The sequence below is a fragment of the Kitasatospora sp. NBC_01560 genome (assembly GCF_045208415.1).
GTDB lineage: Bacteria > Actinomycetota > Actinomycetes > Streptomycetales > Streptomycetaceae > Kitasatospora.
On record NZ_CP109364.1, the window covers coordinates 4,127,081 to 4,153,678 of the forward strand.

Sequence of the window (26,598 nt, forward strand, 5' to 3'; positions counted from 1 at the left end):
GGCACCGGCCGGTCAGGCCGCGACCAGCGCGGCCGGCCGGCCCGCGTGCATCACGCTCAGGTTGGCGGCCAGCCGGACCGGGTCCTGGGCCAGCCAGAGCCGCAGCGCGGCCCCCAGCATCGCGCTGGCCGACCCGATCCGCACCTGCGTGACCTGGGCGATCCGGGCCGCGCCCGGGACCAGCAGGTCGGCCAGCGGGGTCGGCAGCCAGACCGTCAGCGCGCACGGCGCGGGGGCCGTGAGGGCGCCCAGCAGCCGGTAGGCGTCCGCCGGCGAGCTGAACGTGGGGATGATGTCCAGAAGGCCGTCCGCGACGACCTCGGACACGTCGCTGCGGTGCCCCTGAGCGAGCCGGCGGAGCAGCATGCGCTCGGCGGCGGTGATTCGGACGGTCAGCATGACCTCGTCGCACTCCATTGCGCGATTTCCTCCTCGTTCCTCCCCGTGCCGGCCCGGGTGGGCCGGCACGAACTACCCCTGTCACACCTCGGCCCGGCTTCCTGTCTGACGGAGCGCCGGGCCGGTGGGTGCTTTCCTCCGGTCAGATCCCCGCGTAGGAGTGCTTTCCGGTGACGAAGATGTTCACGCCGTAGTAGTTGAACAGCCAGCAGGCGAACGCCGCCAGGGCCAGGTACGCGGCCTTGCGGCCCTTCCAGCCGGCGGTGGCGCGGGCGTGCAGGTAGCAGGCGTAGGCGACCCAGGTGATGAAGGACCAGGTCTCCTTCGGGTCCCACTCCCAGTACTTGCCCCAGGCCGCCTCGGCCCAGATCGCGCCCGCGATGATGGTGAAGGTCCAGAGCGGGAAGACCAGCGCGTTGATCCGGTACGACAGCTTGTCCAGCGTCGAAGCGGCGGGCAGCCGCTGCCAGATCGACGCCGAGGTGCCGAGCGGGCCGGTGGTCAGGCCCGCCTCCACCCGCCGGTCGAAGGAGTCCTTGCCCAGGTACAGCAGGGTCGCGATGAACGCCGCGTAGAAGGCGCCGCCGCAGACGATCGCGGTGGAGACGTGGATCGCCAGCCAGTACGAGTGCAGTGCCGGGACGAGCTGCTCGGAGTCGGTGTACAGCACCTGGGTGGCGATGCCGAGGGTGAGCACGACGGCCAGCGTGACCGGCAGGCCGAGCCAGCGGACCTGCCGCTTCGAGGCCAGCAGCCCGAGGTAGGCGACCGTCATGGCCAGCGCGAAGGCGCAGGAGAACTCGTACATGTTGCCCCACGGCCAGCGGGACACCGAGAGGCCGCGGGTGACCACGCCGCCCACGTGCAGCGTGGCGCCCAGGACGGTGAGCGAGACCGCGATCCGGCCGGCCAGGTCGGCCCGCTCGCTGGTGCCGGCGGCGCCCGGGCCGTCCGTCTCGTCCTCGCCGCGGCCGCTGGTGACGACCGTCGCGCCCTCGCCCGCCAGGGCGGTGCGGGTGAGCGTGGTGGTGCCGCCGCCGGCCGAGGCCACCGTGACGGTGACCTTCTTCGTGGCCTTCGTCCCGGTCGTCGCGGCGACCGTCTCGCCCAGGCTGCCCGCCTGCTCGGTGGAGCGCACGGCGACGGCGCCCTTGCTGCCGAAGGTCCATTCGAACATGTGGGCGAGCATGGCGATCGTGTAGACGGCCATGGCCGAATAGATCAGCTTGTTGGAGAGGTCGGCCAGGTGGGGGTCGACCGCCGAGGCGAGATGCACCGTCTACTCCTTGGAGTTCTGGTCGGCAGGGACTGCGGGGTCTGAGGGTGCTTCCGGGGCGTCGGCCGCACCGGCCGCCCCGGGGTGGTCGGCGTCGCCGTCGGCGGCGCTCGCCGTGGCGGTGCCGTCGTTCGCGCTCTTCGTGGCGGTGCCGTCGGCCGGGCCGTCAGGGTCCACCTGGCCGGCCGGACCGTCCGGGTCCACCGGGTCGTCCGTCGCCGGCGCGTCGTCCTGGAGGTCCACCGCCAGCTCGGCCAGCTCCTCGGCGATCTTCGCCGACTCGCTGCGGGCCAGCCCGGCCAGCTCGACCAGGGTGCCGCCGCCGGGCAGTGCCACCGCGCGGACCCAGATCCGGCGGCGCTGGACGAACAGCGAGCCGATCAGGCCCAGGATCGCCAGCACGCCGCCGGCCAGGGCGATCTCGTTGCCCGGGCGGTGCGAGATGTTGAAGCTCGCCCACTGCTTGTAGCCCTCGAAGGTGACCGTGCCGTAGCCGTCCGGCAGGTCCCAGACCTGGCCCGGCTTCAGCCGGGCCTTGGCCGGCTGGCCGTCCTGCTGGAGCTGGGTCAGGTTCTTCTGGTTCAGCTGGTAGACGTTCTGCGGCAGGCCGGAGTCGGTGCCGAGGTCGCCCGCGAAGGCGTTCAGCACCAGCTCCGGGGCGGCGTCGCCCGGGAACAGCGAGATCGGGCCGGTGCCCTCGAAGCTGAGCGGGGCGGTCGGCAGGAAGAAGCCGGAGAAGCCCAGCTGGGTCTTCTTGCCGTCCTTGTCGCCGTAGTCCGAGACCTTCACGACGCCGGTGGAGGTCAGGTTGGCGTCCTGGGGCAGGAAGGGGGTCGCGCCGGTGTAGACCGTCTCGCCGGCGGCGTTCTTCACGGTGACCACCGGGGCGTAGCCGTGGCCGATCAGGTAGACCTTGCTGCTGCCGATCTCCAGCGGGTGGTTGACCTCGATCGTGCCCTTGGTCAGCCTGGAGGCGTCGTTGCCCGCGTAGTACTGGACGTTCGCCGTGAACTCGCGGGCGGCGCCGATCTGGTCGCCCTTGGTCTGGAAGCTGGACTTGAAGCTGTCCAGCTTCAGGTAGAACGGGTCGAGGTCCTCGGTGCCGTAGAACCGCGAGCCGGTGAAGTCGTCGAGCTGCGTGATGGTGTTGGAGTAACCCTCGCCGCCCACCATCAGCTTGCCGCCGGTGCCGCTGGCCAGGCTCGCCCAGGCGAAGCCGCCGAGCAGCGCGAACAGCGACAGGTGGAAGACCAGGTTGCCGACCTCGCGCAGGTAGCCCTTCTCGGCGGCCACCGAGCCGCCCGCCAGGTTGGCGCGGAACCGGCGCCGGCGCAGCAGCCGGTGCGCGGCGGCGTTGACCGTCTCCGCGTCCGCGTCGGTGCGCCAGGCCGCGTAGACCGGCATCCGGGTCAGGTTGCGCGGGGCGGCCGGCGGCCGGGCCCGCAGCACGCCGACGAACTGCCAGGTGCGCGGGACGATGCAGCCGGCCAGCGAGACGAACAGCAGGATGTAGATCGCCGAGAACCAGACCGAGCTGTAGACGTCGAACAGCTGGAACTTCTCGTAGATCGGCGCGACCGTGGTGTGCTGCGTCTTCCAGGTCTCGACCTTGAACTGGTTCTGGCCGTTCTGCGGGATCAGCGAACCGGGGATCGCCGCCAGCGACAGCAGGAAGAGCAGGATCAGCGCGACCCGCATCGACGTCAGCTGGCGCCACATCCAGCGCAGCCAGCCGAACATCCCTATGCCGGTGGGGCCGTCCGACTCGACCGGCGCGGAGGTCAGCCGCTCGGCCGCGGCCTCGGCCTCGGCCGCCGGAGGCAGCTCGGTATCGGTCGTGGTCTTGCTCACGGGTCAGATTCCGATCTGGAAGTCGGCGAACTGGTTCTGCAGGTCGTTCACCATCGAGTCCCAGACCCCGGTGACGAGCAGGAGACCGACCGCGACGAGCATGCCGCCGCCGATCCGCATGACGAGCGGGTAGTGCCGCTTCACCCAGCCGAAGGCGCCCAGCGCCCGGCGGAAGGCCACCGCGGCCACGATGAACGGTACGCCCAGGCCCATGCAGTAGAAGAACATCAGCAGGGCGCCGCGCTGGGCGTCGGCCTGGTTGAGCGCCAGGTTCGTGACGGCGCCCAGGGTCGGCCCCATGCACGGCGTCCACCCGACCCCGAAGACCACGCCGAGCAGCGGCGCGCCGAGCAGGCCGATCACCGGGCGGCGGTGCGAGCGCACCTCGCGCATGCTCAGGCCGGGCACGAACCCCATGAAGGCCAGCCCCATGACGACGGTGACCACGCCGAGGACCTTGCTGATGACCTGCTGGTGCTCCCGGAGCGTGTCGCCGAACTGGCCGAACAGCGCCCCGCCGGAGACGAAGACGGCGGTGAAGCCCAGGATGAACAGCACCGCCCCGAGCAGCATCCGGCCGCGCCGGGTACCGCGGGCGTCCGCGAGGTCGGCGGCGGAGAAGCCCGTCACGTAGGAGAGGTAGCCGGGGACGAGCGGCAGCACGCACGGCGAGAAGAACGAGACCAGGCCCGCCACCAGCGCGATCGGCGCCGCGACCAGCAGCGCCCCGCTCTGGATGGTCCCGATGTTGTCGGCGAGGAGAACCGCCGCGCTCACGGCTTGGGCTCCGCCAGCACCGGCTGCAGCATCGACTCCAGGGCGTCGTCGACCTGGCCGCCCACGGCCCGGGCGGCGAGCTTGCCGTCCCGGTCCACCACGATGGTGGTCGGGATGGACTGCGAGTTGAGGCTGCCCTTGGGGAACTTCAGCAGCTCGGTGCCGGCCGGGTCGTACAGGCTCGGGTAGGTGACACCCTTCTCCTGCTCGAAGCGGACGGCGTTCTTGATCTCCTGGTCCCGGGTGTTGATACCGAGGAACTGGACGCCCTGGTCCTTGTACTTGTCCCAGATCCGCTGGAGGTCGTCCGCCTCACTCCGGCACGGCCCGCACCAGGAGCCCCAGACGTTGAGGACGACGACCTTGCCCCGGTAGTCCGAGAGCTTGACCGGGGTGCCCTCCAGGGTGTTGCCGGCGATGTCCGGCGCGTCCTGGCGGTGGCCCACCTCGGCCCGGGAGATGTTGGTGCCCTTGGCCGTGACGAAACCGACCTGCCCGTCGGCGCTGCCGGACGAGCCGGACGAGGAGCACCCGGAGAGAGCGAGCGCGGCGGCGGCAGCGGTGGCGGCGGCCGCTGCGGCGAGACGGGGACGGGGGCGCGTCGTGCCAGACATGTGAAAAGTTTCGCATGCTCCTGCGACCAGGTTCGGGGGGGTCCGACATTCCGTGTCGGACCCCCTCTGACCTGCGGCTCGACCGAACCGCCCGGCCCTTCGCGACGTGACGAAGCCCATATTTAGATCGGCTTTACACCACGTCGCACCGGGCAGCGCGGCCCACCGCCGCGGGCCGCCCGGAGCACGGTCTCAGGCGCCGAAGCTCTTGCCCACCGGCTTGCTCCTGCCGCCCTTGCCGACCAGGTGCGCCGGCAGCAGGTCACGGGCCGGCTCGCGGTAGCCGACCGAGACGATCCGGTCGCCCTCGTAGGTGAAGCTGGTCAGCGAGGCCAGCGAGCACTGCCGGTTGCGCGGGTCGTGCCAGAGCCGGCGGCGCTCCACGAAGGAGCGGACGATCCAGATCGGCAGCTGGTGGCTGACGCAGACCGCCTCGTGCCCGCGCGCGGCGTCCCGGGCCGCGGCGAGCGCGCCCATCATCCGCACCGCCTGCTCGATGTACGGCTCGCCCCAGGAGGGCTTGAACGGGTTGGTCAGGTACTTCCAGTAGCCCGGGTTCCGCAGGGAGCCGTCGCCGACCCCGAAGGTCTTGCCCTGGAAGATGTTGTCGGCCTCGATCAGCCGCTCGTCCGTCGCGAGGCCGAGGCCGTGCGACTTGGCGACCGGCTCGGCCGTCTCCTGCGCCCGCTCCAGCGGCGACGCCACCACGTGGGTGATGTCCCGGTCGGCGAGGTCCTCGGCCACCCGGTCGGCCATCTGCCGGCCGAGCTCGGAGAGCCGGTAGCCGGGCAGGCGGCCGTACAGAATGCCCTCGGGGTTGTGCACCTCACCGTGTCGCATCAGGTGGACGACGGTGATGTCCTTGGCGCTCACTTCTCGGTTCTCCTGGAGCTTCGTAGGGTCTAGGCCGTGGCCTCGGCGGCCGCACGGGCGGCGGCCGGCAGGGCGGCGGCGATCCGCTCGACCGCCCGCTCGTCGTGGGACGCCGAGACGAACCAGGACTCGAAGGCGGACGGCGGCAGGTAGACGCCCTGGCTGAGCATCGAGTGGAAGAAGGCGTTGAAACGGTACGCCTCCTGGGTCTTCGCCACGTCGTAGTCGGTGACGACGGCGTCGGTGAAGAACACCGAGAACATGTTCCCGGCGGTCTGCAGCCGGTGCGTCACGCCCTCCTTCGCCAGCGCGGCGGAGACCAGGCCGGCGATCTCGGCGGCCACCCGGTCGACCGTCGCGTACACCTCGTCGGTGCAGCCGCGCAGCTGGGCCAGGCCGGCCGCCGTGGCGACCGGGTTCCCGGAGAGGGTGCCGGCCTGGTACACCGGGCCGGCCGGGGCCAGGTGGGCCATCACGTCGGCGCGGCCGCCGAAGGCCGCCGCGGGGAAGCCGCCGCCCATCACCTTGCCGAAGGTCAGCAGGTCCGGCGCCCAGCCCTCGTGCGCGGCCTCCAGGCCGTACCAGCCGGCCTTCGAGACGCGGAAGCCGGTCATCACCTCGTCGGAGATGAACAGGGCGCCGTTCTCCCGGCAGAGCCGGGCCAGGCCGCCGTTGAAGCCGGGCAGCGGCGGGACGACGCCCATGTTGCCGGGCGAGGCCTCGGTGATCACGCAGGCGATCTCGCCGGCGTGCGCCCGGAAGGCCTGCTCGACGGCGGCCAGGTCGTTGTACGGCAGCACGATGGTGTCGCCGGCCTGGGCGCCGGTGACGCCCGGCGTGTCCGGCAGGCCGAAGGTCGCCACGCCGGAACCGGCGGCGGCCAGCAGCGCGTCCACGTGACCGTGGTAGCAACCGGCGAACTTGACGACCTTCGCCCGGCCGGTGAAGCCGCGGGCCAGCCGGATCGCGGACATCGTCGCCTCGGTGCCGGAGGAGACCAGGCGGACCTGCTCGACCGGGGCGACCCGGGCGACGATCTCCTCGGCGAGCTCGACCTCGCCCAGGCCGGGCGTGCCGAAGGAGGTGCCGCGGGAGACCGCGTCCCGGACGGCGTCGAGCACGGCCGGGTGCGCGTGGCCGAGGATCATCGGGCCCCACGAGCACACCAGGTCGACGTACTCGCGGCCGTCGGCGTCGGTGAGGTAGGGGCCGGTGCCGGACACCATGAAGCGCGGCGTGCCGCCCACCGCGCGGAAGGCGCGCACCGGGGAGTTGACGCCGCCGGGCGTGACGACCGAGGCGCGGTCGAAGAGCGACTGGGACTGAGGTGCTTCGTAGGGGTAGCTCACGGGAGACATGGTCTCAAATCGTGTCCTTCACCTCTGCATGTCGGACCTCATCATCTGGAACGATGATCCGGGTGAGGAAGTCTGTACGGTTATCCGTACAACGGGGCTCTGACTGCCTCCGCCTACCGGACCAGTCAGACTGTGTACTCAGGCTTTCCACCCGGCGCGTGCAGACGCCCGGGTGTGCAGGGGTGTGAAGAGGACTGCCGCGTGCCCCAGCTGGGTACGGCGGCGCATGACGAGTAAGGAGCACTCCCGGTGGGACGCCGGGAGTGCGGGGGTCTGTCGATTCCGGCGAATTCCGGTGAGGATGGTCCGAGTGTCCGAGGCGCAGGACGGCCACGACGAGGCCGCGGGTGGCTCCCGCAGGCCCGCCGAGACCGCACGCGGGGGTACGGGAGCGGGTACGGGTCGCGGCGGTCGCGGCGGTGAGAGGCGGGGTGAGGGACGCGTGGGGGTGACCTACAAGTACTTCGGCGCGCCCGACCGTGCCACCGCGGCGAGAGTCCCCACCGCGCTCGGCCCCGGCGGGCTGGGCCTGGACGCGGGTGAGCTCGGCTCGCTCGGCCGGCTCGGCGACCTGATGGAGACGAGCGGCTCGCCCAACGGGCACCTCTCCACCAAGATCAAACCGGAGACCATGAGCGCCATGGTCCTCACCGGCATCCAGGGCGTGCCGCTGCACCAGGTGCCGCCGCTGGAGCTGGTGGTCCTGCACCCGGACTACGCCGTCGTGCAGCTCCCGCAGAACGTCGTCGAGCCGCTGCGCAAGGCCGACGAGACCGAGCTCGGCGCCGCCGCCTTCATCTGGTCCACCGTGCCCGACCGCCGTGGCCCGCGCGACGCCTTCGTGATCTACAGCATGCTGCACGAGTGGCAGGACTTCGCCAACCGCCTCCACGACGCCGGCCACCAGCTGTACTGCCTGGTCTGGCCCTGACCTGCGGCCCCTGGGGGCCCTGGGGCCGCTGAGGCCCTGTCAACCACGGCGCGCCGGACCGCCCCGCTGCTGTTCGGCGGGGCGGTCCGGCGCGCCGTGGCGTACCCGGTGGGGTTCAGGTGCGTTCGGGGGCGCGGCCGAGGGTGCGGATGGGGCGGGTGAGGAGGAGGGCGGTGGCGGTGAGGAAGGCGACGGCGACGCCGACGAGGAGGACCTTGTCGGTGCCGAAGGCGTGGACGGCGGGGCCGGCGAGGGCGCTGCCGATGGGGTACATGCCGACGGAGCCGGCGACCTCGTAGGCGTGGACGCGGTTGAGGACCTCGCCGGGGACCTGGGTCTGGACGCTGGTGGCCCACATGACGCCCCAGACGCCGATGCCGATGCCGACGGCGACCTGGGCGGCGGCGAGGAGCCAGACCGGCCAGTCGAGGACGATGCCGAGCGGGTAGAGCGGGTAGGCCATCATGGCGACGGCCCCGGCGGCGAGGGGGCGGCGGGGCTTGTAGCGGATCGCGAGGAGACCGCCGGCGACGGTGCCCGCGCCCAGGGCGGCGTTGACGAGGCCGAAGGCGCTCGCACCGTGCCGGGGCACGATCACACCGGCGGCGACGGACAGCTGCGGCCCCCAGGAGAGGATCGCGTAGAACATCCAGATCAGGATGACGCCCCAGAGCCAGCTGCGGGAGCGGAACTCGTACCAGCCCACGACCAGGTTGCGCCACAGGCTCTCACCGGCGGGCGGGGCGGGAATCCTGCCGAGGCGGAGCGTGAAGAGGCAGAACGCGCTGGTGCCGTAGGCGACCGCGGAGATGACCATGACCCAGCCGGTCGAACCGAAGCCGACCAGCACACCCGCCAGCGCCGGGCCACCGAGACCGGTGATCGCCTCCGACGTCCGCAGCACGCCGTTGGCCCCCTGGACGTCACGGGAGACGAGGGGGACGGTGGACGAAGCACCCGGCTGGAACATCGCGTTGGCGACGCCGGCCACCACCAGCAGGCCGTAGAGCTGCCAGAGATGGTCGATGCCGTTGAGGAACAGCAGGGCGAGCAGCAGGTGCGCCGTCAGGTTCGCCAGGTCCGCGACGATCATCATGCGGCGGGCGGTGAACCGGTCGGCCAGGACGCCGCCGAACAGCACCAGGCCCGCGAACGGCGCGACCAGGAACGCCATCGCGTACCCGGCGGTGTCCAGCCCGTAACCGCCCGCCAGCAGACCGGCCGACACCGCCACCGGCAGCATCGCCCAGCTCAGCAGACCGGCGCTGCGCGCGGTGAAGTAGTACCGGAAGTTGCGGGACCAGATCGCCGGCTCACCCGGGAACGGTCCCGCGGCGGGCGGCTCCTCGGCGGGCCGGTCCTGGTGCTGCGGTGACGCCTCCACCGCAGTCTCGTCTGCCAAACGGTCAGTCATGATTCTTCGGTACTCCAGCCGTGGATCGGGGTCTTCATCGGTCGAGTGGCTGCTCGCCGTCGGTGCCGGGAGGCGCGGGCGCCCGGCGCGCCGGTCCGGGGCCGGGGTCAGTGCCGCCCGCCGGGGTCGGCGGATCCGGCGGGCGGCCGCCCGCCGGATCCGCCGACCCCGGCGTGGACGGCCGGCTCGGCGAGCTCGCCCACCGTGACCAGCTCCAGGCCGCGTTCGAGCAGGCCCTCGATGATCGACGGGAGGGCCTGGACGGTCTGCCCGCGGTCACCGGCGCCCTCGTGCATGAGGACCACCGAGCCCGGCCCGGTGGCCTCCAGCACGGTCGCGGTGATCTGCCCGGGCCCGGGCCTCGACCAGTCCCGGGAGTCCACGTCCCACAGCGTCAGCGTGGCCGGATGCCCCTCCAGGGCGGCCGGGACTTCGGGGCTGAGGGCGCCGTAGGGGGGCCGGAAGCGGGTCGGGGTCTCGCCGGTCACCCGGGCGACCGCCTCGGCCGTGCGGTCGAGCTGCTCGCGCAGCTGTCCGGCCGTCAGGTCGGGGAGGAAGGGGTGGGACCAGGAGTGGTTGCCGAGTTCGTGGCCGGCCGCGGCGATCCGGCGGACTTCGTCGGGCAGGGCCGCCACATGGTGGCCGACGCAGAAGAACGTGGCCCGCGCGTCGTAGCGGTCCAGGATCTCCAGCACCTGCCGGGTGTGGACCGGGTCGGGCCCGTCGTCGAAGGTCAGCGCGACGCGAGGGGTGTCGCGCCGGCCGTGTTCGAAGTAGCGCCCGGCCGCGGTGAGCGCGGCCCGGACGGGCTCGCTGGCGCGCACGCCCTCGTGGAACTCCTCGGCGCGGCCGGTCAGGCTGCCGCCCTCGGCGGTCACCCGGGCCAGCGTGCCCGGCGCGCTGCGGGCCTGCTCGGCCAGCAGCGCGGCGGGGACGGACCCGAACCGCGGCCGGGGCGGCAGCTGCCACGGGTCGGCGCGGTAGACGTCCAGGCCGGCGGCGGTCATCGGGCCGTCGAGCAGGCCGTTGGTGCTGTCGACGACCACGGCCAGCGCCCCGCCGTCGGCCAGTTCCCGCAGCCGGGTGATGAGTTCGGCGACCCGGCCGGCGTCCCAGCTGCCCGGCTCCACCACCCGCCGGCCCACCGCGTCGACGACCTCGACGCGGTAGCCGGTGCCCGTCCAGGCGATGCCCGCGTAGCGGGTGGTCACGCCTCCCCCAGTGCTGTCGCCGCGGCCACGACCAGCTGCTCGACGCCGCGCAGGAACTCCTCCATGCCGTCGCGCGAGAGGACGGCCGGGTCGGCGGTCATGGCGAGTTCGAGGGCGCCGGGGGCCGTCAGCACGTCCACCGCCACCGACACGTTCACCCGGGGCAGGAACTCCGTCGGCCAGCTGAACTCCGTCCGGCCGGCCAGCTCGCCCGGCGTGGCCTGCGGCCGCTCCACGGTGTCGAACGGGCCGCTCGCCGGATCCCGGGTGTCGTTCCACCAGTACGAGTGGTCGGCCGCCTCACCGCGCCCGACCAGCCCCGCCACCTCCCGCTCCAGCGCCCACTTGTCGTACCCCGCATGACGGAACGCGGCGAACGCGACCGACCGGGTACGCCGTACCGCGTCCCCGAAGTCCTGGTCGGCGTCCGTCAGCAGGAACACGGCCTCCTGGGCCATCGTGCTGACCGACTCGGCGGCGGCCGGCTGGAAGCGGTTGCCCACGACCACCTGGAAGAGCACGTCACTGCTGCCGGACATCCGGGCCAGCTGGTGGGAGGCCGCGCCCAGCAGCACCGCGGCGTCGCTCACCCCCAGCGCCGCCGCCACCGGCCCGACGGCCACCGCCAGCGCGGGCGAGCGCAGCAGGGCGTTGGGGAACATCCGGCCCGGATCGGCCGCGAGCTCCGGCGCCGCCGGGTTCAGGAAGATCTTCCGGGGGCCGGCGGCCAGCCGCTCGCACCAGTAGCGGCGGGCCGCCTCGTCCCGGCGGCGGCCGAGCGGCGAGGCCTGCACCGCCGCGGCCTCCAGCGGCTGGAGGGCCGGGCGCGCCGCCAGCAGGGACTCGACGGACTCCCCCGACTCGATCAGCGCGAGGTCCCGGAGCATCCGCCCCTCGCCCCAGAGGTCCATCGCGGTGTGCGAGGCCGCCAGCACCAGCCGGTGGACGAGCCCCTCGCACTCCACCAGACCGACCCGGAACGGCCACTCCCGCGCGTGGTCGAAGGAGCGTCCGGCCAGCTCCTCCATCAGGGCCTCGCCGACCGCCGGAGCCTCGGCCGCGGCGCACGTCCGGACCTCCACCGCGAGTTCGCCGCTGCCGTCCACGACCTGCTCCAGACCGTCCTCGCCCACCGGCAGCAGCCGGGTGTGCAGGCTGTCGTGCATCCGGAGCAGCTCCGTGAGGTCCGCGAGCACGCGGTCGGCGGGCCGGGGCGGCGAGACGGGCAGGTCGAGCCGGAGGTTGTAACGGGGGGCGTCGTCGCCGAGCCGGGTGACGACACCCCAGATCGCCCGCTGCCCCCAGGTGGCCGGGCCCGTCCCGGCCCTCGCGGAGTCCAGCCTGATGGTCCGCTCCTCGACCGTGGTCATCGTCTTCCAAACCTTCCCTTGGGTTGCCTCGTCCGAGGCCTGACATCGGGCCGAACGCACGGGGCTAGTCGAGGCCCTGCGAGATGACCATGCGTTGGATCTGGTTGGTGCCCTCGACGATCTGCAGCAGCTTGGCCTCGCGCATCCACCGCTCCACCGGGTGGTCGGCGACGTAACCGGCGCCGCCGAGCACCTGCACCGCGTCGGTGGTCACCTTCATCGCCACGTCGGTGGCGAAGAGCTTGGCCTTCGCCGCCTCCAGCGAGTAGGGCAGCCCGGCGTCCTTCAGCCGGGCGGCCGCCAGGGTCAGCGCCCGGGCCGCCGCGATCTGGGTGGCCATGTCGGCCAGCAGGAAGCCCACGCCCTGGAACGAGATGATCCGCTGCCCGAACTGGCGGCGTTCCTTCGCGTAGCGCACCGCGTAGTCGGCGGCGGCCTGGGCGATGCCGACGGCGCACGCCGCGATGCCCAGCCGGCCGCAGTCCAGCGCGCCCATCGCGATCAGGAAGCCCTTGCCCTCCCGGCCGATCAGCCGACCGGCCGGCACCCGGACGTCCTCGAAGCCCACCTGGGCCGTGGGGTTGGACCAGACGCCCAGCTTCCGCTCCGGCTCGTGCACCACCATGCCCGGCGTGCCACCGGGCACCACCAGGCAGGACAGCCCGCGCGCCCCCGGGCCGCCGGTGCGGCTGAACACGTTGTAGAAGTCCGCGTGGCCGGCGTGGGTGACCCAGGCCTTGGTGCCCGTGATGCGGTAGTCGCCGTCCTCGCGCACCGCCCGGGTGGTCAGCGCGGCCGCGTCGGAGCCGGCCTCCGCCTCCGACAGGCAGTAGGCGCCGAGGAGTTCGCCGCCCAGCATGCCGGGCAGCAGCTCCTCGCGCTGGGCCGGGGTGCCGTAGGTGGCCGTGCCGAAGCAGGCCAGGTTGTGCACGTTGACCGCCTCGGCCACCCCGAACCAGTGGTAGGCGATCTCCTCCAGCGCCTGGAGGTAGACCTCGTACGGCTGCCCGCCGCCGCCGTACTCCTCCGGGTACGGCAGGCTCAGCAGCCCGGCCTTGCCGAGAGTCCGCACGATCTCCCGGGGGAACTCGTGGGCGGCCTCGAACTCGGCCACGCGGGGCGCGAGTTCACCGGCCGCGATCTCCCGGACCAGGCCGAGCAGATCGGCCGCCTCCTCGGTGGGCAGGATGCGCTGAACCTTCATCGAACGACCTCCGTGGGTCTCGGTTGTTGGGGGGGGCGGAGCAGGCGGCCGCAGGCCCGCACGGGCGCGCGGGCCCGCTCCGTGGCGACGGATCCTCCACCTGCGGAGACCGTGCGGGTGGAGCGGTCAGCCGCGCTCCCACTCGGCGGTCTCGGGCCACTGCCGGGCGACCCGGCGGACGGCGTAGTCCCAGTACGAGCGGACGGAGAGGTCGGCGTAGATGAAGTCCTGCTTGGCGGCCACGTCCTGGTCGGTGGACCAGGTGTACGGCACGCCGGTGCCCTCGGCGATCAGCTGGAGCCGGCAGGCCCGCTCCAGGACCTGCGCGAAGACGGCGGCGTGCCGCACGCTCTTGCCGACGATCACGCCGCCGTGGTTGCGCAGCAGGACGGCCGGGTGATCGGCGAGGTCCTTGGCGATGTGGTCGCCGGTGGCGATGTCCAGGACGGTGTTGCTGGTCTCCGTGAAAAGGCCGATGCGGTCGCGGAAGTACGAGCCGTCGTGGGAGATCGGGCGCATCGGCAGGTCGGTGGCGCCGAACAGCAGGGTGTACGGGGCGTGGCTGTGCACGATGCCGTTGACGTCCGGGCGGGCCCGGTAGATGGCCTGGTGCAGCGGCAGCTCCGGCGGCGCGAGCGGCGGCGCGGGCAGGGTGTGGTCGACGGAGCAGCGGACCACGTCCGCCGGGGCGGCCTCGTCGAAGCCGACCAGCGCCCCCTTGATGAAGAACTCGTCCCGGCCGGGGATGCGGGCGGAGATCTGGCCCTGGTTGAAGTCGTCGTGCCCGTCGAGCGAGAGCATCCGGGCACCGACGGCGACCTGCTGGACGATACGGCGTTCGGCCGGGCTCAGCGGCTGCGCGGCGGCGGTGGTCATGTCGTGCTCCTCGCGGTCAGGTCGTCGTAGACGGTGCGCATGGTCACCAGGCCGGGCGGCGCGGTGCGGGCCCAGTCGGCGGCGGCCAGTGCGCCCCGGGCCGGCACCGTCCAGCTGGCGACGTGGTGGCGCACGTGCAGGGCCTCGCCGTCCCAGGTGTGGGTCACCTCGTGCTCGCTGACGGCGAGCCCGGCCCGCTCGTCGGCGATGTCGGCCACCGCGTGGCCGCTCGCCGCGGCCCAGGTGTCCGCCAGCGCCAGCGCGGTGGCGCTCGGCCGGTGCGCCTTGCCGAGCGGGTGCCGCTCCCGGACGGTGGTGGTCGCGCCGAACCGTCCCGCGGTGAGCGCCGCGGTGAGCTCGGCGATCCGCAGCTGCAGGTAGTGGGCGAAGGAGAGGTTGGTGGCCCGGACCACCGGCACCACCTCGGCCAGCTCCTCCAGCGCCTTCCACTGGGTGTCCGTGAGGTTGGAGACGCAGGCGACGAGCGGGACCCTGCGGGTGGCGCAGTAGTCGAGGACGTCGGGGTGCGCCTCGGGGGCGCTGGCGTCGACCAGCACCCCGGGCACCGCGTCGGCCTGCCAGCCGCCGCGGCGGGAGGCGGTCAGCGTCACCCTCGTGCCCTCGGCCCGGCAGGCCCCTTGCAGGGCCGTGCCGAGCCGCCCGAGGCCGACGATCCCGATCGTGCGGCCGTCGCCCGTGGCGCTGTCAGGCATCGGCGCCGACGCCGCTGGCGACCACCAGGGCGGTGACGGAGTCGATGGTCTCGTAGTGCTCGATCGGGGCCTCCGGGTCGAGGTAGACCCCGACCTCGTTCTCGATGCTGTCGATCAGGCGCATGTACGAGAGCGAGGAGTAACCGACGTCGCGGAGCGAGTAGTTGGCGCCGGCGAGTTCGTTGGCTGAGATGCTGCCGTCCCCGGCCGCGATGGCGAGGTCGAGGATCTTGGTGCGGAGCGAGCTGCTGTCCATGGGGAAGTCCTGTGTCTGGAAGGGAGGTTCAGTTGCTCTGGGATTCGCCGAGCAGGCGGCGCAGGCGTTCGACGGACGGCTTGCCGATCGAGTTCGCCGGTATCCGGTCCACCAGGCGGAGGATCCCGGGCACCTTGAACGAGGGGAGCGTGGCCGTGCAGTGCGCCCGCACCGACTGCGCGCTCACCCCGTCCTCGACGGCGACGACGGCCGCCAGGGTCGGTTCGCCGTGCTGGTTGTCGGCCTCGAAGGCGACCGCGTCCAGCACGCCCGGGGCCGCGCGCAGCACCTCGGCAATCTCGATCGGGTCGATCTTGCGGCCGCCCACGTTGACCAGCCGGCTCGTACGGCCGGTGAGGTGGAGCGTGTTGTCGGTCAGGTGGCCCTGGTCGCCGGTGTGGTAGTAGCCCTCGTCGTCGACGCGCTCCTCGAAGACGCCGGGGGCGTTGAGGTAGCGCGAGCCCATCGACTCGCTCCTGACCCGGATGCCCCGCTCCTCGGTGAGCAGGTGGACGCCGGGCAGCGGGGCGCCGAGTCCGCCGCCGGCGCCGTCCGCGGCGTAGGTGAGCGGACCGGCCTCGGCCACCCCGTAGTAGTTGTTGATCGGCACGCCGGTGAGGCGGGTGAACTCCTCACGGACGCTCTCGCGCAGCGGGGCTCCGGAGGAGATCGCCGTGCGGACGGCGGCGAAGCCCTCCGTCGGGGCGCGCCGCACGATCGACTCGTACAGCGCCGGGAAGGCCACCAGCCGGGTGGCGGCGGTGCTCTCCAGCAGCCGCACCACGCGGGAGGCGGTGGGCAGTCCGTGGGCCAGGTGCAGCGAGGCGCCCGGCAGGAACGCCGCCAGCAGGGAGGTGTTGAACGCCAGGCCGTTGGAGAGCGCGGCGAAGCAGGCGATCCGGTCGTCGGCCGAGAGGCCGGTGCCCTCGGCCCAGTTGGCGGCGGCTGCGGAGACGGCCGCGCCGGAGAACTCGATGCAGTTGGGCCGGCCGGTGGAGCCGGACGTGAACCGGCACACCTCGGTGTCGCCCAGCAGCTGCGGTCGCGGCGCGTCGTAGCGGCGCACCCGGCTCACCGTCAGGGCGCCGAACTCGCCCTCGTCCGGCAGGCCTTCGTCCACCAGGCTGCGGACGTCGGCACCCGGGGCGTGGATCAGCAGGTCCAGCCCGCAGTCCTCGGCGATCCGGGAGAGCTCGAACGGGCCGAAGGCCGAGTCGGCCAGGAAGGGCACCGCGCCGGCGAACAGCGTCGCCAGGTAACCGACCACGTAGTCCACCGAGTTGGTGGCGTACAGGCCGACCCGCAGCCGCTCGCCGGGCACACCGTGGGCGGCGAGCCGGTCCGCCGCGGCACGCGCCCGGCCGGCCAGCCCGGCGTAGTCGATCGAGCCGTCGGCGTCGGTGACCGCCACCCGCCCGCCGTGGCGGGCGAGGACGGCGGTGAAGACGTCGGGAAGGACGGTGGTCAACGGGCTCACCGCTCGTTCTGGGCGTGCGCGGTGGCAAGCCGGTCGAACTTGATGCCCGAGTCGTCCGGGCTGCCGAGCAGCAGGGCGTAGAGGATCTCGTCGTCCTCCGGCAGCCCCGCCAGCGTGCGCCAGAGCGGTGTGTCGAAGCCGCCGATGCCGGTCACGCCGACCTCCGCGCGGTTCGCGCCCAGGTAGAGCAACTGCCCCAGGGCGCCGCAGCGGAAGGCGAGTTCGCGCAGGTTCTCGGCGTCCTCGGCCGCGCCGGGCCCGGCGAGCGACGTCCGCGGGACGTGCAGCAGCAGGACGGCGGCGGCCCCGGCGAGGGCACGCTGCTGCATGCAGGCCCGGGCCACCTCGTCGGTGGTCGGCAGCCGTCCCGGCTGCCGCTCGCCGGTGCCCAGCCGGTACACCGCGTCCTGCTCCGGGTCCGTGGTGGACCGCAGGACGAGGGTGGCGGACAGCGGCGAGGCGTCCGGGAGGTCGGTCCCCAGCGGTGTGGCGAGGGCCGAAACCGCCCGCCAGACGGCGGCGGCGGAGACGGGTTCGCCGGTGAACGCCTTGCTGGAGACGCGCGTCCCGATCAGCTTCGGCCAGTCCGACGCGTCGCCCAGTCCGGCCTCCTCGCCGGGGAGCCGGTGGTCGGTCCGGATCTGCGCGAGCGGCGCGGGCGCCGCCCCGGGGGCCGGGGCGCCGGAGTGCTCGGGCCACCCGGCGAGGGAGTCCCAGCAGGTGCTCTCCAGCCAGGACCGCCAGGTGGGCCCGGTCTGCTCCCGGTCGGTGCCGTCGTGCACCGTCCAGCGGGTCCACGAGTCGTCGGCCGCGCCGGCCGGCACCAGGGCCGCCGAGTGGATCTCCCGGCAGTTCTCGCCCGCCTGCAGCAGCCCGGAGAGCGGCTCGCGGGCGAAGCGCAGTCGCAGCGCCCCCGTGGCGCCACGACCGGCCGCGGCCAGGGCGAGGTTCCCGGCGGCGTGACCCGCGTCGAGCTGGGTGTACAGGTACCCGCGGTCGCCGTACTTGCGCATCGACAGCCAGGGGCGGGTCAGGGTGATCACCACCGCCCCGCCGTCCTCGGGGACGGCCAGTCCGGTGGCCCGCAGCGCCTCGGCGACGACCTCCCCGGCGGCCAGCCGGGTGCAGGCGCGGCGGTCGGCGTCGACCTTGAAGGCCGCCGGCACACCGTTCTCCAGGGCGAGGACGGCGAACTCGTACGGGTAGACGGCTCCGGCCGAGGGCACCGCGCGCGCCGCGGACGAGCCGCTGGAGCGGCCGGCGCCACTGGTCAGCGCGCCCTCCTCCAGCAGGGACAGCGCCAGACGTAAGCCGGGGGCCACGACGGGCTCGGCGGGCGGTACGGGCGAGGCCGCCGGGAGGGCCACCCGGGCCCACAGGTCAGCGGTGCGGCCCGAGGATTCGCGCTCGGGCACATATGCAACCGATATTGCTTTTTGTGCGATCAAATTTCCTTGCACTTGACACACCCCTCCTATTCTCCGGTCCACGGAATATGCGCGAGGCACGCGGGCAGGCAGGCAGCGCCCTCCGCACTGATTTGCGGACCCAATGCACCACTGAGGAATGTGAGGGGCACACCATTTGCGGTTGCAGCGATCCCCTTGCGGGACGTCTAGAACTGCCCTCTGACCAGGACTGATGAATTCTCGAACCGTGAGACGGGCGTTCCGGCCCACCGGCGCCCGCACTGTCGCACCGGTCGGGGCCGACTCAAGCCCACCCGACCCCCCGTCTCGGAATATGACACGTATCCGATTGATCTCCTCGCACCAGGAGAACGCATGATCGGTTACGGCGTCATTGCCAGCATGCCAAGCCTGTCCGGCGGCGGTCAAGCATCACTGTAAACAAAGCTGTTGAATAAACGCGACCAACCGGGTGAATGCTGTAAATCAGACATAAATCCGGCGCGGTCCCGGCGGTCACCGAACAGAAAAGGCCGGTCACCGGGGGTCTCCCCCGGTGACCGGCCCGTCTTCCGATCGGCCGTCAGGTCAGTGTCCGTCAGGTCAGTGTCCGTCAGATCACCGGCGTCGCGGGCCGGTCGGCGGCGGGCCGCGCGGCGGGCTTCAGGACGACGGCGGCGAGCACCAGGGCCAGCGCCAGCAGGCCGGCCGCGACCGCGAAGGCGAGGCGGAACCCGCCGGTGAGGGCATCGGCGCCGGAGTGGCCGGCGGCGGTCAGGGCGGCGGTGCGGGAGCCGGCCAGGGTGGTGAGGACGGCGACCCCGAGCGCGGCACCGACCTGCTGGGTGGTGTTGAAGAGGCCGGAGGCGGTGCCCGCGTCGGCCTCACCCGCCCCGGACATGCCCAGACCGGTCAGGCCGGAGAGCACCAGCCCGCCACCGCCGATCAGCAGCATGGTCGGCAGCAGGTGGGCGACGTAGTCGGCCTCGACCGGCAGCCGGGCGAGCAGCCCGAGCGCGGCCACCAGCAGGGCCAGCCCGGCCAGCAGGACGTTGCGCTCGCCGAACCGGGCGTTCAGCCGGGCGGAGAGCAGCAGCGAGACGGCGCCGATGGCGACCGCGGCCGGGAGCATCGCGAGGCCGGTGGCGGCGGCGCCGTAGCCGAGCACGTTCTGCAGGTAGAGGGCGACGAGGATCTGGAAGCCGAACATCCCGGAGATCGTCAGGACCTGCACCGCGTTGGCACCGGAGACGTTGCGGGAGCGGAACATCCGCAGCGGCAGCAGCGGGTGGGCGGCCCGGGCCTGGCGGAGCAGGAAGGCGGCGAGCAGCAGCCCGGAGAGCGCGCCGAGGCCGAGGGTGCGGGTGGACGCCCAGCCGTGCTCGCCGGTGCCGACGATGGTGTAGATGCCGAGCATCAGGGCGGCGGTGATCAGGACGGCCCCGAGGGCGTCGGCGCCGGCCCGCAGGCCGGGGCCGCGGTCCGGCGCGAGCACCCGGACGGCGAGCACGGCGGCGGCGAGGCCGAGCGGCAGGTTGATCAGGAAGATCCAGTGCCAGTCGAGGGCCTCGGTGAGCACGCCGCCGAGCACCTGGCCGATCGAGGCGCCGGCCGCGCCGACGAAGCTGAAGGCGCCGATCGCCCGGCCGCGCTCACGCGGTTCGGGGAAGAGCGTGACGATCATGCCGAGGCTGACCGCGGAGGCCATCGCGCCGCCGACGCCCTGCAGGAAGCGGGCGGCGATCAGCACCTCCTGCCCGGGGGCCGCCGCGCAGAGCAGCGAGGCGGCGGTGAAGAGCGCGAGCCCGGCGACGAAGACCTTCCGGCGGCCCACCAGGTCACCGAGCCGGCCGGCCAGCAGGAGCAGACCGGCGAAGGCGATCAGGTAGGCGTTGACCGTCCAGGTCAGACCGGCGGGGGTGAAGCCGAGGTCGGCCTGGATGGCCGGCAGCGCCACGGTGACGATGGAGCCGTCCAGGACGATCATCAGCATCCCGGCGCAGAGCACCGCGAGGGCCAGGGCCCGCGAGCGGGCGGATGCGGCCGGTGCGACCCGGTGCGGGGCGGGGGCGGTCGGGGCGTGCGTGGTCATGTCGGGCTCTCCCGGTTCGTCGAGTACCGGGTACGACATTAGCAGATGGTTTTGTTCGGGACTATCTTTCTCGGGAACGTCCCGTTCTTGCCTCAGCTTCGGGAGCGGCGGGCCCGGCGGACCGTCCGGTCACTCTCCACCGGCTCCGCCAGCGGCCCGTTCACCAGCCGCGTGAGGGCCGCGACGAAGGCCGTCCGCTCACCGTCCGGCAGCGAGTCCAGCACCTCGCGGTGGACCCGGTCGGCGATCGCGGTGCCCTGTTCGACGGCCCGCTCCCCCGCCTCCGTGACCGAGATGATCCGGGCCCGGCGGTCGGTGGCGGACGGACGGCGCTCGGCGAGGCCGGCCTTCTCCAGCTCGTCGACGGTGACGACCATGGTGGTCTTGTCGAGGTCCGCCAGCTCGGCCAGCTGGATCTGGGTGCGTTCGGCCTCCAGCGCGTGGAAGAGCACGCAGTACGCGCGCGGGGTGATCCCGAGCTCGGTGAAGGCGGCCGACATCCTGGTCGCCAGCACGTGACTGGCGTGGTCCAGCAGGCCGGAGATGTCGCGGATCTGGCGCACGGGCGGGCTCGTCGTCATACGTCCGAGCGTAGCAATGCCGTCTGCCGCCGGATGATCCCGTGAGGAACCACCCGGCCCCGCCGGGGTTACGGGATGCCCGGCTCCGGGGTTACGGGATGCCCAGCTCGAACAGCGCGTAGCCCGCGTACCAGCCGGCCGCCACCGTCGGCAGGGCGAGCAGGCCGACCAGGCCGGGCAGCCGCACCCGGCGCAGTGCGACGGCCAGGCCGATGCAGAGCGGGAAGGCGGGCAGCAGGTAGCGCGAGATGTTGCCGAAGATCTGGTTGCTGCTCAGGGCGGTGAACACGGTCAGCACGGTGAAGACCACCAGCACCAGCGGCGGCCGGGTGCGCAGCAGCAGCACCAGCAGGCCGGGCAGGACGATCAGCAGCGCCACCGCGATGAGGTCGGGCACCGGGTTGGACTGCCAGAAGTCCCAGTGCCCGGTGATCACGTCCAGGAAGGTCCGGGAGGTGGAGGCGCCCCAGTCGAAGTAGCGGTTCCAGGCGCCGCGCTGGAGCTTGAAGTAGCCACCCCAGTCGCCCATCCGGTAGCCGACCCAGGCGACGTACCAGAGCAGGCCCCACGGGGTGATCAGCATCGCGGTCAGCGGGCGGGCGATGCCGTCGGTGCGCCGGACGAGGGCCACCAGCGCGGTGATCGAGACGGCCGCGATCAGTGCGGCGGCGGTGGGCCGGTTGAGGCCCGCCGCCAGGGCCAGCACCCCGGCCGCCACCCAGCGGTGCGTCATCACGCAGTAGCAGGCCCAGGCGGAGATCGCGACGAAGAGCGAGTCCGAGTAGACCGCCCACTCCACCCCGGAGCCGGGGAAGAGGCCCCAGACGACCGCCGCGATCACGCCCGCCCGGAACCCGCCGAGCCGCTCGGCGACGGCGAAGATCCCGGCCGCCGCGACGAACGAGGCGATCACCGAGACGGCGATCCCGGAGCCGTACGGGCCGAGACCGGTGATCGCCCCGACCAGCCGCATCAGCCACGGGTAGAGGGGGAAGAAGGCGGCCGAGTTCTCGTAGTAGGTGGCGAGCGGGTAGCCGTGCAGCGGGATCAGCTGCGGGTCGTAGCCGTTCTCGGCGATCCGCTGGTACCAGATGCCGTCCCAGGTACCGAGCACGTCCCAGGGCTGGGCGCCGCCGCCGCGGCCGACGTCCTTGCGGAGGAAGTCCTCGGTGTGCGAGAGCAGGAGCATGAAGACGGTCAGGCCGGTCGCCTTGACCACCGCGTAAGCGCCGAGCGCGGGCGCGAAGCGGTCCACCGCGGCGGCGAACCGGCTCCCCCGGCCGGCCTCCTCGGGCCGGTCACCGGCGCCGGACGGGCCCGCACTCGTCGGCTCGGTACTCGATGTGCTCGATGCCGTGCTCATCAGCTCTGGACTCCCCGCCCCCGCTCGTGATCGGCGCGGCCACGAAAAGCCCCGCCGCCGGGCGAGCCTACGGCACAGGGGTTCGGGCGCCCGCGTCAACCTTCCGTACCGGGTCCGCGAAGGAGTGCAACCGGTGCAGGGCGTCGACCAGGGCCCGGCCGTGGGCGGTGAGGGTGCGGCCGTCCGGGGCCGTCAGGGAGCGGCGGGTCACCAGGCGGGCGAGGACGGCCCCGGGGTGCAGCAGGGCGCCGGCCGGGGGCAGGTTGACCAGCACGGTCTCGTCGGGGCCGCACTCCAGCAGGCCCGCCGCGTCGCCCCGGCGGACCAGCGCGCCGTCGCGCAGCGCGTACGCCCCGGCCTGCGGCGCCCGCTCGGCCCGGACCGCCGCACCGGTGTGCCGGACGGTCAGCTGGACGCCCTGGGCGGGGTCGGGGCCGGGCTTGCCCAGGGTGGGGACGCCGTGCCGCCCGAGCACGTGCCGCAGCAGGGACGGCAGCCGCCCGTCCGCGCGCTCCAGCTCGATCTCGCCGAGCAGCCAGCTGGAGCCCTGCACACGGCAGTTGATCTCCAGGGCGAAGGCCTGGTCGCCGCGCAGGACGAAGTCCGCACCGAACAGGCCCCGGTAGCCGAGGCCGGCGAGGCCCCAGCCGATCCGCTCGGTCGCCTCCAGGCAGCGGCGCAGGGCGGGCGGGGAGAGCCGCTCCGGCGCCTCGAAGTCGCAGCCGGCGTACTGGCCGAACCGGCAGCCGGTGCCCTCGACGCCGATCAGCTGCAGCGACGGGTTCAGCACCTGCGGCAGGCCGTCCGGCCCGACGAAGCCGTGCACGTTGAGCGCGGTGTCCCCGACGTACTCGCTGACCAGCCAGCGCTCGTGCGCGGGCAGCGCGGCCGCCTCCGCGGCGTCGCGGACCAGGTGGGTGCCGTTGCCGCCGGAACCGCGCGGGGTCTGGGCCACGTAGACCGCGCCGAACCGGCGGCCGAGCACGCGGTGGTCCGGCCGTCCGGAGACCACCGTGCTGGCCGGGGTCGGCACGCCGAGGTGGTCGAACCACTCCCGCATCGCGGTCTTGTCGACCAGCACCTCGGAGCGGGCGACGGCCGGCGGTACCAGCAGCCGGGCACCGGTGGACTCCACGGCGGCCGTCCAGTGCTCGCGCTGGTTGCCGTAGCCGGCCAGCCGCAGCTCGCGGCCACGCCAGCGGTGGCCGACCAGGGCGGGCAGCCGGGCGGTCACGCCGTCCAGGCCCGGTCCGCCGGGGCCGCCGTCGCGGCTGAGCGTGTGCTCCTCCAGCGAGTGCAGCTCCACGCCGAACCGTGCGGCCCAGCCGGCGTCCGCCGCCTCGCTGGAGAGCATGGCGGCCAGGGCGCCGGTACGGAGCAGGGGCAGCAGGTAGAGCGGCCGGGAGACGATCCCGAGGTGCGCGGCGGGGCGGAACAGCCGGGCGGCGTCCTCCAGAGTGGCGATCACGCGATGGATTATGCACCTCGCGGACCCTCAGGAATTCCATCAACGTGTCGGCCCGCGAGCAGATCTGACGATGCCTTAGACTTCCTCGCCGACACCCGGGCGGCACCGCCCCGCCGACGGCCCGGCGGGTTGCCGGGTCGCCGGGTCGTCGGGTTGCCGGGGCGTCGGGCCGGTCAGCCGTGCAGGTAGACGATGCCGAGCTTGGTGAGCTGCCAGAGCTGGTTGGCGGCACCGGTGTCGGCGGCGAGCTCGACGAGCCGGTTGCCCTTGGCGTCGGTGCTGCCGCCCGCCGTGGCGACCTTGGACCGGTCCTGCGAGTCGGCCAGCTTGTAGAGGCCGTTCCCCGCCGGCTCGAAGACCCAGTGCTGGTTGCCGCCGCCGTTGCAGCCCCACTGCTGGAGCCTGGTACCGGGGGCGGTCGAGCCGGCGTTGGCGTCCAGGCACATGCCCCGGTTGCCGCTGAAGTCGAGCTCGTAGCTGCCGCCCGGCCCGGCCTCCAGGACGAAGGACTGGTTGAGCCCACCGGTCACGGTGTAGGTGAGGGCGGCCCGGCCGTTGGTGGAGTCGCCGTAGGTGCCGCCGCCGGAGAGGTCGAGCACCTTGCCGTCGGCGGAGTTGGCGAGCTGGTACCAGGCGCCGTCCTCGGGCGCGTCGGCGAACGGTCGGCCGGGGGTGAGCGGCTGGATGGACGTGGTGTTCTTCTGGTCGAGGGTGCAGTAGGCCTGCTGCTGGTCGGGCCGGGCGTAGAACTGGCCGAGGCAGCCGCCCTCGCCCCGGTAGCCGGCCACCCGCAGGTGGTACGACTGCCGGACCATGTTCATGCAGAGGCCGGGGATGCCGATCTGCGAGTCGCAGCCGTTGCGCACCCACTCGGCGAGGTTGATGACGTCCCCGTTGGTGTACTCGTACGGGGAGCTGGTCCACTCGGCGCAGACCTCGTGGCCGAAGGCGACCCGCCGCTGGTCCAGATACCGGACACCGGGCACCTGCGAGGCCGCGCCGCGCAGCATGTCGCTGAAGAGCGGCACCACCAGGTTGTGCCCCCAGGCGAGGTCCTCGGGGAAGGCCGGGCAGCCGTCCGCGATCTTGCCGAGGTAGTCGTTGCGGCGGATGTCCGGGGTGATCGGGTTGAAGTACGACTGGAAGACCAGCTGGTACGCCGAGTCCTGGTAGCCGGCCTGCCGCATGGTCCGGCGGATGTTCTGCAGCGCGGCGACCACCTTCGGCCGGACCCGCTCGGCCCGCTGGGCGATCTCGGTGCTGCCGATGGTGTCGCGGCAGCCCTGGTCCTTGGGGACGGGGAAGTACTGCCCGAGGCAGTGCATCATGATCCCGCTGAAGTCGAAGTCGTCGTTGGCCCCGATGGTGACGACGACCATCCTGACGTCGTACTTCGCGGCCGTCTCGGCGAGCTGGACGTCCTGCTTGCGCTCGCCGAAGTCGCCGCTGCCCGGCCCGGTGATCTTCGCCGGCTCCGGGTCGCTGACCAGGTCGCCGGTCTGGGCGCCGGAGCAGGCCAGGTCGACGGGGGTGACGTCGGGGATGCCGGTGACGAAGATCTCCGACTTGGGGTGCCGGTGGCAGTAGTTGGTGGGGCTGTCGGTCTCGGGGAAGTAGCCGTCACCGGTGTCGGTGCCGGCGCCCTCCCCGGAGATGGCGCTGTCGCCGAGGGCGACGATCGCGGCCGGACGGGCGGCGCCGGCCGCGGCGGCCGCTCCGGTGTCGGCGAGGGCGGCGGGGGCACCGGCCAGGCCGAGGGTGGCGACGAGGGCGCCCGCCGCGAGCAGCGCACCGTACGGGGAGCGGCGAGCAGCGGGCCCCGCCCGCCGCGCACCTGACGAACGTGACCTGATCACACGCGACTCCTTGCGAAGGGGGGACCGTCCGGCCGAGGGGTGCCGGGCGGCTCGGAGCAAAGAAAGGTGAGCAGGTCTCATATTCTAAGTACTGACAAGTAACGCAACAAGGCTTCGGACAGCACCGGGAACCGGCACCCGGAAAAGGGGAGAGCCGCCGCCCCGCGCCCCAGGAGGGAAGCGCGGAACGGCGGCTCGCGCCGGCCGAACCGGGCGCAGATCAGCCCGCGTTGACGCAGTGGTTGCCGAACGCCGGGTTCAGCAGACCGATCACGTTGATGGTGTTGCCGCACAGGTTGACCGGGACGTGCACCGGCACCTGGACCTGGTTGCCGGAGATGACGCCGGGGGAACCCGCGGCGACACCCTCGGCGCCCGAGCTGGCCATCGCGGTGCCGGCACCGGCCGCCACGATGCCTACCACGGCGGCACCGACGGCGGCCGTCTTCTTGATGCTCATAGGAGCCTCCTGCATTGATCGACAGAGATGCACGGGGAGTGCGACATCTAGAACGACACCCGCCCGACCCGGTTGCGACAGCACGCCCTTTGTCACCCGAGTGGCCCAACGGGACCGCCGCCAGGCATTCGGGTGATCACCGGGCCCGACCGTTTCCCCGCGGGCCCTTCCTCGTTCTCCCTGGCGGAACACGCTCCACCCAGGCCCTCCAGACGAATCGAGTACCGCACATGCGCAAGCTCGCCCACGGCGTCCTCGGCACGGCGGCCACCGCCGCCATGCTGGCCGCCGGCGCCGGCGCCGCCTCCGCCCACCACCTTCACGGCGCGTCCGCCGAGGGTGTCGCGGCCGGCTCGCCCGGCGTGGTCTCGGGCAACGGGATCGAGATCCCGGTGCACGTCCCGGTGAACCTGTGCGGCAACACCGTCGACCCGGTCGGCCTGCTGAACCCGGCGTTCGGCAACAACTGCGCGAACGCCTGACCGAGCTCCGAACGCCGCCCGCCCGCTCCGGCGGACGGCCCATCGACTCCGGGAGATCCGCCGCCGGTCCGATCCCGTCCGGAAATACTCCTGGTCGCGTGTCTGCGCGAATTGTTCCCGGCCGTGCGGGAATTGTTCGCGACACGCGCGGACGCGGTCGCCGTCCGTCGCCCAAGCCACGGGCGACACGCGCCACTTGCGCCGCCAGAGTGACAATCACGGCATTCCCAGAAGCCAGCGGGCGATGATTTCCCTTCGCCCGGCTCCCGACTATTTCCCCTTTACGG

The 26,598-nt window shown here is 72.9% G+C and carries 24 protein-coding genes; 2 read left to right on the forward strand and 22 right to left on the reverse strand.

Annotation, left to right across the window (positions count from 1 at the left end):
- Positions 1-12: 12 nt before the first annotated feature.
- The 7 genes from OH807_RS17835 to hemL all read right to left on the reverse strand — a co-directional run bounded on the left by OH807_RS17835 (position 13) and on the right by hemL (position 7,148).
- On the reverse strand, positions 13-417 hold the full coding sequence (locus OH807_RS17835; RefSeq protein ID WP_406199757.1) for a hypothetical protein: 405 nt from the start codon (positions 415-417) through the stop codon (positions 13-15).
- Between the two features lie 124 nt (positions 418-541).
- The gene (gene ccsB, locus OH807_RS17840; RefSeq protein ID WP_406199760.1) at positions 542-1,675 is read right to left on the reverse strand and encodes a c-type cytochrome biogenesis protein CcsB; all 1,134 of its coding nucleotides are present in this window, start codon (positions 1,673-1,675) and stop codon (positions 542-544) included.
- Between the two features lie 3 nt (positions 1,676-1,678).
- The gene (locus OH807_RS17845) at positions 1,679-3,526 is read right to left on the reverse strand and encodes a cytochrome c biogenesis protein ResB (protein ID WP_406199762.1); all 1,848 of its coding nucleotides are present in this window, start codon (positions 3,524-3,526) and stop codon (positions 1,679-1,681) included.
- A 3-nt stretch (positions 3,527-3,529) separates the two neighbouring features.
- The gene (locus OH807_RS17850) at positions 3,530-4,303 is read right to left on the reverse strand and encodes a cytochrome c biogenesis CcdA family protein (RefSeq protein WP_406199764.1); all 774 of its coding nucleotides are present in this window, start codon (positions 4,301-4,303) and stop codon (positions 3,530-3,532) included.
- Positions 4,300-4,917, reverse strand: coding sequence for a TlpA family protein disulfide reductase (locus OH807_RS17855; protein WP_406199766.1), 618 nt, complete (start codon positions 4,915-4,917; stop codon positions 4,300-4,302). The genes OH807_RS17850 and OH807_RS17855 overlap by 4 nt, the downstream gene beginning before the upstream one ends.
- A 192-nt stretch (positions 4,918-5,109) precedes the next feature.
- Positions 5,110-5,757, reverse strand: coding sequence for a histidine phosphatase family protein (locus OH807_RS17860; RefSeq protein WP_406211061.1), 648 nt, complete (start codon positions 5,755-5,757; stop codon positions 5,110-5,112).
- Between the two features lie 62 nt (positions 5,758-5,819).
- Positions 5,820-7,148 (reverse strand): glutamate-1-semialdehyde 2,1-aminomutase, encoded by a 1,329-nt coding sequence (gene hemL, locus OH807_RS17865; RefSeq protein WP_406199768.1) that lies wholly within the window; start codon positions 7,146-7,148, stop codon positions 5,820-5,822.
- Positions 7,149-7,449: 301 nt separating this feature from the next.
- On the opposite strand from hemL, the gene OH807_RS17870 reads away from it, so the two are divergent.
- Positions 7,450-8,079: a hypothetical protein gene (locus tag OH807_RS17870; RefSeq protein ID WP_406199770.1), complete on the forward strand. Its 630-nt coding sequence runs from the start codon at positions 7,450-7,452 to the stop codon at positions 8,077-8,079.
- 115 nt (positions 8,080-8,194) lie between these two features.
- Here OH807_RS17870 and OH807_RS17875 read toward each other — a convergent pair whose 3' ends face one another.
- The 15 genes from OH807_RS17875 to OH807_RS17945 form a co-directional block, all read right to left on the reverse strand.
- The gene (locus OH807_RS17875; RefSeq protein ID WP_406199773.1) at positions 8,195-9,493 is read right to left on the reverse strand and encodes an MFS transporter; all 1,299 of its coding nucleotides are present in this window, start codon (positions 9,491-9,493) and stop codon (positions 8,195-8,197) included.
- A 107-nt stretch (positions 9,494-9,600) separates the two neighbouring features.
- Positions 9,601-10,704, reverse strand: coding sequence for a polysaccharide deacetylase family protein (locus OH807_RS17880; protein WP_406199775.1), 1,104 nt, complete (start codon positions 10,702-10,704; stop codon positions 9,601-9,603).
- A complete protein-coding gene (locus OH807_RS17885) occupies positions 10,701-12,074 on the reverse strand; it encodes a condensation domain-containing protein (protein ID WP_406199777.1) in 1,374 nt (457 codons plus the stop codon). Before OH807_RS17885 ends, OH807_RS17880 begins: the two co-directional genes overlap by 4 nt.
- 64 nt (positions 12,075-12,138) lie before the next feature.
- Entirely contained in the window at positions 12,139-13,278 is a 1,140-nt protein-coding gene (locus OH807_RS17890) for an acyl-CoA dehydrogenase family protein (RefSeq protein ID WP_406199779.1), read from the reverse strand.
- A gap of 126 nt (positions 13,279-13,404) precedes the next feature.
- Positions 13,405-14,154 (reverse strand): class II aldolase/adducin family protein, encoded by a 750-nt coding sequence (locus OH807_RS17895; RefSeq protein ID WP_406199781.1) that lies wholly within the window; start codon positions 14,152-14,154, stop codon positions 13,405-13,407.
- Positions 14,151-14,867 (reverse strand): dihydrodipicolinate reductase C-terminal domain-containing protein, encoded by a 717-nt coding sequence (locus OH807_RS17900; protein WP_406199783.1) that lies wholly within the window; start codon positions 14,865-14,867, stop codon positions 14,151-14,153. Before OH807_RS17900 ends, OH807_RS17895 begins: the two co-directional genes overlap by 4 nt.
- A complete protein-coding gene (locus tag OH807_RS17905) occupies positions 14,860-15,123 on the reverse strand; it encodes a phosphopantetheine-binding protein (protein WP_406199785.1) in 264 nt (87 codons plus the stop codon). The genes OH807_RS17900 and OH807_RS17905 overlap by 8 nt, the downstream gene beginning before the upstream one ends.
- A gap of 28 nt (positions 15,124-15,151) precedes the next feature.
- A complete protein-coding gene (locus tag OH807_RS17910) occupies positions 15,152-16,591 on the reverse strand; it encodes a class I adenylate-forming enzyme family protein (protein WP_406199788.1) in 1,440 nt (479 codons plus the stop codon).
- 5 nt (positions 16,592-16,596) lie between these two features.
- Positions 16,597-18,015, reverse strand: a complete 1,419-nt coding sequence (locus tag OH807_RS17915) for a nitroreductase family protein (protein ID WP_406199790.1) — start codon at positions 18,013-18,015, stop codon at positions 16,597-16,599.
- Between the two features lie 607 nt (positions 18,016-18,622).
- A complete protein-coding gene (locus OH807_RS17920; RefSeq protein ID WP_406199793.1) occupies positions 18,623-20,101 on the reverse strand; it encodes a DHA2 family efflux MFS transporter permease subunit in 1,479 nt (492 codons plus the stop codon).
- Between the two features lie 92 nt (positions 20,102-20,193).
- A complete protein-coding gene (locus OH807_RS17925) occupies positions 20,194-20,682 on the reverse strand; it encodes a MarR family winged helix-turn-helix transcriptional regulator (RefSeq protein ID WP_406199795.1) in 489 nt (162 codons plus the stop codon).
- Positions 20,683-20,773: 91 nt separating this feature from the next.
- A complete protein-coding gene (locus OH807_RS17930; RefSeq protein ID WP_406199797.1) occupies positions 20,774-22,045 on the reverse strand; it encodes a hypothetical protein in 1,272 nt (423 codons plus the stop codon).
- A 67-nt stretch (positions 22,046-22,112) separates the two neighbouring features.
- Entirely contained in the window at positions 22,113-23,513 is a 1,401-nt protein-coding gene (locus OH807_RS17935) for an ATP-grasp domain-containing protein (protein WP_406199799.1), read from the reverse strand.
- A 173-nt stretch (positions 23,514-23,686) separates the two neighbouring features.
- Positions 23,687-25,369 carry an RICIN domain-containing protein gene (locus OH807_RS17940; protein ID WP_406199801.1) on the reverse strand — a complete coding sequence of 561 codons (1,683 nt, stop codon included), beginning with the start codon at positions 25,367-25,369 and terminating at the stop codon, positions 23,687-23,689.
- Between the two features lie 220 nt (positions 25,370-25,589).
- Complete coding sequence (locus OH807_RS17945) at positions 25,590-25,829, reverse strand: chaplin (protein ID WP_406199804.1); 240 nt, start codon at positions 25,827-25,829, stop codon at positions 25,590-25,592.
- A gap of 230 nt (positions 25,830-26,059) precedes the next feature.
- Here OH807_RS17945 and OH807_RS17950 point away from each other — a divergent pair, with 230 nt between their 5' ends.
- Entirely contained in the window at positions 26,060-26,311 is a 252-nt protein-coding gene (locus OH807_RS17950) for a chaplin (protein ID WP_406199806.1), read from the forward strand.
- Positions 26,312-26,598 lie beyond the last annotated feature (287 nt).